The following is an 8188-nucleotide window of genomic DNA, read 5'->3' as shown; positions in this document are numbered from 1 at the left end:
GCTCGGGGCCGACGACCACCTGGTCGCCGGCCCCGGGCCGGTGAGTCCTCCCGCACCGCACGACCGCGCCGACCGCCGGGCCGACGCGCCGCCCGGGAAGTCCCGACGAGCAAGGAGAGCCGGTGGACGACGGCTACCTCAGCCAGTACCTGTCGTTGTTCGACGAGTTCGACGTGGCTGCCGCGTTCTGGGTCAACATCCAGCTCACGTTCTTCGCCGGCGTGCTCGCCCTCGTCGCCGGCACGATCCTCGCGGTGATGCGCATCTCCCCCGTGCCGAGCCTGCGCTGGGCGGGCTCGACGTACGTGACGCTCCTGCGCAACACGCCGCTGACGATCATCATCGTGTTCTGCGTGCTCGGGCTGTGGGGCCAGCTCGGCGTCACGCTCTCCAAGGACTTCCAGACGAACTTCTTCCGGCTCGCAGTGATCGGGCTCGCCGCCTACCACGCGGCCTTCGTGTGCGAGGCGCTGCGGTCCGGCGTGAACACCGTGCCCGTCGGCCAGGCGGAGGCCGCCCGCGCCATCGGGCTCGGGTTCTGGCCCGCCGCCCGGCTCGTGATCCTCCCCCAGGCGTTCCGTGGCTCGATCGCGCCGCTCGGCAACGTGCTCATCGCCCTCACGAAGAACTCCACGGTCGCGGCCGCCGGGTCCGTCGCCGAGGCGTCCGGGCTGATGCGCACCATGATCGAGTTCCGGCCCGACGTGAGCCTCGCGATCTTCCTGACGTTCGCGTCCGGCTTCACGCTCATCGTCGTGCCGATCGGCCTGGCGACCACCGCGCTGTCCCGCAGGCTGGCGGTGGCCCGATGAGCGGCTCGGTCCTCTTCGACGCACCCGGCCCGCGCGGTCGTCGGCGCATGCGGTGGGCCAACGTGGTCGCCGGCGTCGTCGTCGCCGGCATCGCGCTGGTCGTGCTCGCGCGGCTCCAGGCCAAGGGACAGCTCGAGGCGTCACTCTGGACGCCGCTCGTCACCGGCGACGCCTGGACGAACTTCCTCATCCCCGGCCTCCGGTACACCCTGCGCGCCGCGGGCATCTCGATCGTGACCGCCGGGATCTTCGGCATCGTGTTCGGGCTCGGCCGGCTCTCCGCGTCCCGCACGATCCGGACCCTGAGCGGCGCGGTCGTCGAGTTCTTCCGGGCCGTCCCCGTGCTGCTCATGATGATCTTCTTCTACCTCGGGCTCGCCCGGCTGCACGTCGTCGACCCCACCGACCTGCCGCTCGTCGCGGTCGTCCTCGGCCTCACCCTGTACAACGGGTCCGTGTTCGCGGAGCTCGTGCGCTCCGGCGTGCACGGCCTGCCACGCGGCCAGCGCGAAGCCGCCCTGGCCGTCGGTCTGCGCCGCTCCCAGTCCCTGCGGATCGTCGAGGTTCCGCAGGCGCTCATCGCGATGCTGCCCGCGCTGGCCAGCCAGCTCGTCGTCATCCTCAAGGACACCGCGCTCGGCTACATCATCACGTACCCCGACCTGCTCGACGCCGCACGACGGCTCGGCTCGTCGAACGGCAACATCCTGCAGGCACTTCTCGTCGCCGCCGGGATCTTCGTCGTCATCAACTACGCGCTGACGCGGCTCGCCGGCCTCCTCGCCGGCCGGGTGGGACGTCGCACCGCCGGACGGGCACGAGCGGAGGCCCCCACGCTGGTCGTCGCGACCCGCGACGACTGACTCGGCCCACGGACCGACTCAGCCTGCCGTGGCGCTCGCGCGGATCTCCCGGACGACCGTCACCTTGATCTCGCCCGGGTAGGTGAGGTCCGACTCGATGTGCCGCGCGATCGCGACCGCGAGCTGCGGCAGGGCCGTGTCGTCGACCTCGGACGGTTCGACGACCACCCGGACCTCGCGGCCCGCGGACATCGCCAGGGCACGCCGCACACCGGCGTGCGCGGCGACGAGCTGCTCCAGCTTGTCCATCCGCTCGACGTACTGGTCGAGCTCGTCGCCGCGCCGAGCGCCCGGACGGGACGCCGAGATCGCGTCCGCGACCTGCACGAGCACCGCCTCGACCGTCTCCGGCGGCACCTCGTCGTGATGCGCCGCGATGGCGTTGACGACGGCGTCCGACTCACCGTGCCGACGTGCGAGGTCGGCCCCGACGATGGCGTGGGTACCCGCCACCTCCGCGGTCAGCGCCTTGCCGAGGTCGTGCAGGAGCGCACCGCGCCGGGCCACCTCGACGTCCGCGCCCGTCTCGGCCGCGACACCGGCGGCGAGGAGCGCGCACTCGACGACGTGCTCGAGCACGTTCTGCCCGTACGACGTGCGCAGGCGCAGCCGTCCGAGCGTGCGCACCAGCGTCGGGTGCAGACCACGGACGCCGGCGCGCTCGGCGGCGTCGTGCCCCGCGGTCTCGGTGCGTTCGTCGGCGCCGGCGAGCGCCTCCGCGTAGGCGGCCTCGATCCGCTGCGGGTGGATGCGCCCGTCCGCCATGAGCGCCTCGAGCGCGACCTGCGCGACCTCGCGGCGCTCGGGGTCGAAGCACGAGAGGACCACCGCGTCGGGCTGCTCGTCGACGAGCACGTTGACCCCGGTGAGCGCCTCGAAGGCCCGGATGTTGCGGCCCTCCTTGCCGATGATCCGGCCCTTCATCTCCTCGGACGGCAGTGCGAGCACCGTGATCGCGCTCTGCGCGCTCGTCGGGACGGCGGTGCGCTGCAGCGCGGTCGCCACGATCCGGCGGGCACGTGCGTCCGCCGTGCGGCGGGCCTGCGCCTCGGTGCGCCGCACCTGGGCCGCGGCGTCGTTCTGCGCCTGGTCGAGGAGCCGCCGCGTGAGCTCGGCCCGGGCGTCGTCGACCGACAGACCGCTGACCTGCTCGAGCTCGGCGAGCGCACGCCGCTCGGCGTCCGCGAGCCTCGCGGCGACCGACCGCTCGGTCTCCGCGGACAGCCGCTCGGCGTCCCGGCCCGCCGCGTCACGGAGACGCTCGCCCTCCCGGCGCGCCTCGGCCGCCTCGTCGGACCGGGTGCGGGCCTTCCCCTCCAGGTCCTCGACCAGGAGCCGCTCCGCTGCGACGGCCTCCTCACGCTCGACGACCCGACGCTCCCGCCGCTCCACGTCCGCGAGGAGCGTGCGCGCGTCCTGCTTGATGGATGCCACGTCCTCGGCCGCACGGGCCCGCTGGGCGGACGCCTCGCGGCGTGCGACGAGCACGAGGATGAGCGCGACCAGGCAGGCGCCGAGCAGCCCGATGACGGTGGCGATGGGGCCAGCCTCCACCTGTTCCTCCTGATCCCCGTGGAGAGCACCCCCACGACGGCGGCGGGCCCGACCCCTCGGGCCCGTCCACGTGCACGACCTGCCATCGGGTGACGGCGTGTCGCCACATTGTCACCCACGGGTGCGTCCGAGTGGGCGACCTCGGCAGCCGCTCCGGGCGGCGGATGTCGGCGACCGGGCCCGAGCATCCCGGTACGCCCCGATTCGCCCGTCGTGACGGGCCCCGCGCGCCTACCGGAGCCCGTCGTCGTCCTGCTCGAGGCCCTCGGCCGCGAGCGCCTCGCGCACGAGCCGCGCCACCAGGCCCGGCGGGTAGCCCTTGCGACCGAGCGCCGCGTACGTGCGGCGGGCCCGCACCTGGGCGTCGAGACCGGCGGTGGAGGCGAGCCGGCGACGCACGAGCTCGCGGGCCGCGGTCTCCTCGTCGTCGTCGTCGACCTGGGCGAGGGCGTCGTCGGCGAGGTCGTCGGCGATGCCGCGCCGGCGCAGCTCGACGGCGATCGCACGTCGGGACAGCCCGCGCTCCGCGTGGCGGGTACGCACGAGCGTGCGGGCGTAGTCGGCGTCGTCGACGAGCCCGACGTCGGTGAACCGGTCGAGCACGCGATCAGCGACGTCCTCGGGAACGTTCCGCCGGGCCATGGCCTCCGCGAGCTGCGACCGGCTCCGGGGCGCTCCCGTGAGCAGCCGCAGCGCGATCGCCCGCGCCACCGACTCGTGGTCCGGCTCCGCGTCCTGCGCGGCGGCACCCGTCGGGGGCGGCTCGTCCTGACGCCACCCCCGACGGCGTGCCGTGCCTGTCACGTCCTTCCCCGACGTGCTCAGAAGTCGACCGGCGGCGGCACGTCCGCGGGAAGGTCGACACGCGCACCGACCCCGAGCTTCTCCTTGATCTTCTTGTCGATCTCGTTCGCCAGGTCGGGGTTGTCCTTGAGGAACTTGCGGGCGTTCTCCTTGCCCTGCCCGAGCTGGTCGCCCTCGTACGTGTACCAGGCGCCCGACTTGCGCACGAAGCCGTGCTCCACGCCCATGTCGATGAGGCTGCCCTCGCGGGAGATGCCGACGCCGTAGAGGATGTCGAACTCCGCCTGCTTGAACGGCGGCGCCATCTTGTTCTTAACGATCTTCACGCGGGTCCGGTTGCCGACCGCGTCGGTGCCCTCCTTGAGGGTCTCGATGCGGCGGATGTCCATGCGGACCGAGGCGTAGAACTTCAGGGCCTTGCCACCCGTGGTCGTCTCCGGGGAGCCGAAGAACACGCCGATCTTCTCGCGGAGCTGGTTGATGAAGATCGCGGTGGTGCCGGACTGGCTGAGGGCACCGGTGATCTTGCGCAGCGCCTGCGACATGAGCCGGGCCTGCAGACCGACGTGGCTGTCGCCCATCTCGCCCTCGATCTCGGCCTTGGGCACGAGCGCGGCGACCGAGTCGATGACGACGATGTCGATCGCGCCGGAGCGGATCAGCATGTCCATGATCTCGAGCGCCTGCTCGCCGGTGTCCGGCTGCGAGACCAGCAGCGCGTCGGTGTCGACGCCGAGCTTCTTGGCGTACTCGGGGTCCAGCGCGTGCTCGGCGTCGATGAACGCCGCGATGCCGCCGGCCTTCTGCGCGTTGGCGACCGCGTGCAGCGCGACCGTCGTCTTGCCGGAGGACTCGGGGCCGTAGATCTCGATGACCCGCCCGCGCGGGAGACCACCGATGCCGAGCGCGACGTCCAGCGCGATCGAGCCGGTGGGGATCACCTCGACGGGGGCGCGCCCCTCGTCGCCGAGACGCATGATCGAGCCCTTGCCGAACTGGCGGTCGATCTGGCTGAGGGCGGCCTCGAGGGCCTTGGCGCGGTCCTGGGGTGCGGGCATCGTTCCCACCTGTCGTCTCGTGCAGCCGATCGGCTGCGTCTACGGGGGCTGGTCTTCGTCATGGGTGACGCTATGTCCGACCACCGACACGACCTCCGGCCCCTCGCACCCCGCAGGTCCGGCAGGACGCCGATGCGGGCTGTGGGCGGCTCGGAGGCGGTCACCCGAGGACCACAGTAGCCGAACACGTGTTCGATGCCAGCGACACGCCGCACCGCGTGTCGCGCGGCGTCCCCAGCGCCCCCCAGCGCCCCTCGGCGCCCCCTCAGTCCACCGCCACGCCCTCGCCCGGCGCGAGCACATGCACCCGGCACCCCGGCGCGACCCTGTCCGCGGCGTGCGCGAAGGCCGGACCCGCCCGGTCCATCCACCCCGGCGGCAGCCGCCGGGACACCGGCGGGTGCAGCGTCCCCCAGTGCACCGGCACCGCCGCACGTGCCCCGACGACCGCGCACGCGCGCGCCGCCTGCACGGGGTCCATGTGCCCGCCCGACAGCCGCGGGCCCCAGCCACCCACCGGCACCAGGGCGAGGTCGATCGCCCCGCCGGCCAGCGCCGGGAGGTCACCCATGGACGCGTACGGCGCCGTGTCGCCCGCGAACCACACCCGGATCGACGGCGACCGCACCAGGAACCCGTGCGCGGAGTTCGGCCGGTGCGGCATCGGCCGGTCGCCGTGCAGCGCGGGGATCATCCGCACCTCGACGTCCGTGCCCGGCACCGTCCACCACGCGCGCTCCCCGAGGCCGAGCGCGGACGCCACGCCGTGGCCGCGCAGCCACCGCGCGTTGGCCAGCGCGGTCAGGACGGGGACGCCGTCCAATAGGTGCAGCGAGCCCAGCTCCGCGTGGTCGTGGTGCAGGTGCGAGACGAGGACGGCCTGCGCACCCTGCCAGTGCTCCTCGAGCGGCGGGTCGCCGCGTCGCCGCAGCAGCCCCGCGTGCCGCCGCAGCAGCGGGTCGGTGAGCACCCGGACGCCGTCGACGTCGAGCGCGGTGCTCGCGTGACCGAGCCAGCGGACGAACGTCGTCACGGACGCAGCCCCGCGGCCGCGGCCCACTGCACGAGCTGCGCGTGGACCTGCTCGGCGCCGACGAGGAGCCGGTCCGGTCCGACGTCCTCGCGCAGGTCGTCGTCCACCGGCCACTGCGTCGGGTGCAGGAGAAACGCGAGGTTCTGGTTCCCGCCGATGCCGCCGTGCGACCCCACCTGCCCCTCGAACGCGTGGACGTGCCCTCGCGACGACACGACGGACACGAGCAGCAGGTCGCCGGTGTGCTCGAGCCTCGCCGCGCGCAGCAGGTCCGCCCCGCCCCGAGGGCCGTACGGCGCGAGCGGGTCCTCCCCCTCGACGTCGTCGTCCCGCTCCAGCAGCCGCAGGCCGCGCGGACCGATCGCGACGAGACCGCGCTCGCGCGTGTCGACGACGACGACACCGACCCCGGGACGCGCCGCGAGCCCCGCGACAAGACCGGGCCACCGCTCCTGCAGGTCCTCGAGCACCAGGCGGCGTGGCGACCTCGGGAACCACACGAGCCCGAGGTTGCCGGAGCCGACCACGACGACCTCCGGCAGCTCCTCGTCGGACTCGGCGGGCCCGGGCCGGGACCCGTCCGGGCCGAGCACGGGCGTCGTGAACGCGCTGGTCAGCAAGGCGTTCAGCGGGCCCCAGTCCTCCGACGTGCTGCTCTCGACGCCCGCCGCCCCGGGGTCGGCCATGAGCTCGCGCACGGTGTCGAGCAGCGTGCGTCCCTCGAGCTGCTCGTACGTCGCGCCCAGCGCCTGACCGTGGTCGGACAGCACGCAGAGGCGGTAGTTGCGCGGCGCGACCTCGCACACCTGCTCGAGGGTGCGCAGCACGCGGTCGAGCCCCTCGAGCGAGCGCAGCGACTCCGGCCGGGTCGGGCCGGCGTGGTGCGCGATCTCGTCGTAGTCGACGAGGTCGACGAAGACCGCGGGGTCGCCACGCATCAGGGCCTCCGCCACGAGCGACGTCGACAGGTCGCGCATCATCACGTTCGTCACGCCCCGCAGGACCACGTACCAGCCGCCGCGCGAGATCCGCGGCTCGACGGCGCGCAGCCGCTGCCGGCGAGCCTGGTAGAGCTCCTTGACCATCTCGCCGAGCGACAGGCTCACCGCACGGGCCAGCACGAACGGGCTCGCGAAGAACCGCAGGAACGAGGGGCCGGGGCCCAGCCCGCCGCGGGTGCCGTCCGGGCCGGGGCTGCGGGTGCGGCTCATCACGAGGAAGCTCGTCGCCGCGTCGCCGGAGAACATCGTCGACACCGCCGTGCCCCCGCCTGCCAGCAGCCCCTTGCCCGTGGTGAGCCGCTGCTCGACGAGCGCCGCGTCGGTCGGGTGGTTCGTCACGACGAGCCGTCGTAGCCCCCGGTCCCACCACCGGAACGCGGGGATCTGCGTCGAGTCGCCGTGCAGCAGTCCGGCCTGGCTCGCGGGCGTCGTCGACGGCACGCGCGCCCACCACGTCTCGAGGCCGTGGCTGCCGCTCGTCAGCCAGCGCTGCACCGTCGGCGCCAGCCCGGCCTCGATGGCCTCCTGCAGCACCGGTGCCGCCACGCCGTCGAGCTGCACGACAAGGAGCCCCGCCTCCCGCACCGGACCCGCGACGGGTGCCCCCGGCCGGTCCGGCTCGGCGCGCCGCGCACGCCGGCGTGCCCGTCGCAGGACGTCCGCGATCACGTAGTCGCTGTCGTTCGCCCCCCAGACCCAGCGCCCGGCCGCCATGACGACCGCCGCGACGACGAGCACCTGCACCGCCGCCCAGGGCGACGCCACGTCGATGCCAGGGACCACGGCGAGCGCGGCCCAGGCGACCCCGACCTGCACGGCGAGCCCGGCGGCGAGCGCGCCCATCGCCCCGGCGAACCGGGCGAACACGCGCAGGGGCGCGCGCAGCAGCAGGTCGCCGACGGCGACGACCACGGCGACCGCGACCACCGACGCCGGGACCGGTGCGCTCACGCCGTCGACGAGCCCGATCGCGATGCCCAGGCCGAGCGCCGTGGTCGCCAGGCTCAGCGCCGCGTCGCCGAGGTCCGCGAGGGTCGGCCGCCAGGCGCGGGTCGTCGGCACG

Annotated in this window: 7 protein-coding genes; 2 read left to right on the top strand and 5 right to left on the bottom strand. The window is 74.1% G+C overall.

Annotation, left to right across the window (positions count from 1 at the left end; translation table 11 throughout):
• Nucleotides 1-122 precede the first annotated feature (122 nt).
• Together Cch01nite_RS13240 and Cch01nite_RS13235 are read left to right on the top strand one after the other, a co-directional pair.
• Nucleotides 123-812 (top strand): amino acid ABC transporter permease, encoded by a 690-nt coding sequence (locus Cch01nite_RS13240; protein ID WP_203755283.1) that lies wholly within the window; start codon nucleotides 123-125, stop codon nucleotides 810-812.
• Nucleotides 809-1675, top strand: a complete 867-nt coding sequence (locus tag Cch01nite_RS13235; RefSeq protein WP_203755280.1) for an amino acid ABC transporter permease — start codon at nucleotides 809-811, stop codon at nucleotides 1673-1675. The genes Cch01nite_RS13240 and Cch01nite_RS13235 overlap by 4 nt, the downstream gene beginning before the upstream one ends.
• A gap of 18 nt (nucleotides 1676-1693) precedes the next feature.
• Here the strand turns inward: Cch01nite_RS13235 and rny are convergent, their stop codons facing one another.
• The 5 genes from rny to Cch01nite_RS13210 form a co-directional block, all read right to left on the bottom strand.
• Nucleotides 1694-3229, bottom strand: coding sequence for a ribonuclease Y (rny, locus tag Cch01nite_RS13230; RefSeq protein ID WP_203755277.1), 1536 nt, complete (start codon nucleotides 3227-3229; stop codon nucleotides 1694-1696).
• 231 nt (nucleotides 3230-3460) lie between these two features.
• Entirely contained in the window at nucleotides 3461-4033 is a 573-nt protein-coding gene (locus Cch01nite_RS13225) for a regulatory protein RecX (protein WP_203755274.1), read from the bottom strand.
• A 17-nt stretch (nucleotides 4034-4050) separates the two neighbouring features.
• Nucleotides 4051-5091 carry a recombinase RecA gene (recA, locus tag Cch01nite_RS13220; RefSeq protein WP_203755272.1) on the bottom strand — a complete coding sequence of 347 codons (1041 nt, stop codon included), beginning with the start codon at nucleotides 5089-5091 and terminating at the stop codon, nucleotides 4051-4053.
• 265 nt (nucleotides 5092-5356) lie between these two features.
• Entirely contained in the window at nucleotides 5357-6124 is a 768-nt protein-coding gene (locus Cch01nite_RS13215) for an MBL fold metallo-hydrolase (RefSeq protein WP_203755270.1), read from the bottom strand.
• Nucleotides 6121-8187 carry an alkaline phosphatase family protein gene (locus Cch01nite_RS13210; protein ID WP_203755268.1) on the bottom strand — a complete coding sequence of 689 codons (2067 nt, stop codon included), beginning with the start codon at nucleotides 8185-8187 and terminating at the stop codon, nucleotides 6121-6123. The genes Cch01nite_RS13215 and Cch01nite_RS13210 overlap by 4 nt, the downstream gene beginning before the upstream one ends.
• Between the last annotated feature and the right edge of the window lies 1 nt (nucleotide 8188).

Origin of the sequence: Cellulomonas chitinilytica, from assembly GCF_016862675.1 — a bacterium.
Taxonomy (GTDB): Bacteria; Actinomycetota; Actinomycetes; order Actinomycetales; family Cellulomonadaceae; genus Cellulomonas; species Cellulomonas chitinilytica.
This window is presented reverse-complemented; position numbering and strand designations above follow the sequence as displayed.

Bases quoted from the DNA above. Each gene is read 5' to 3' on its own strand.
- Cch01nite_RS13235 (WP_203755280.1), top strand. From the start codon at position 809: ATGAGCGGCTCGGTCCTCTTCGACGCACCCGGCCCGCGCGGTCGTCGG.
- recA (WP_203755272.1), bottom strand. From the start codon at position 5,091: ATGCCCGCACCCCAGGACCGCGCCAAGGCCCTCGAGGCCGCCCTCAGC.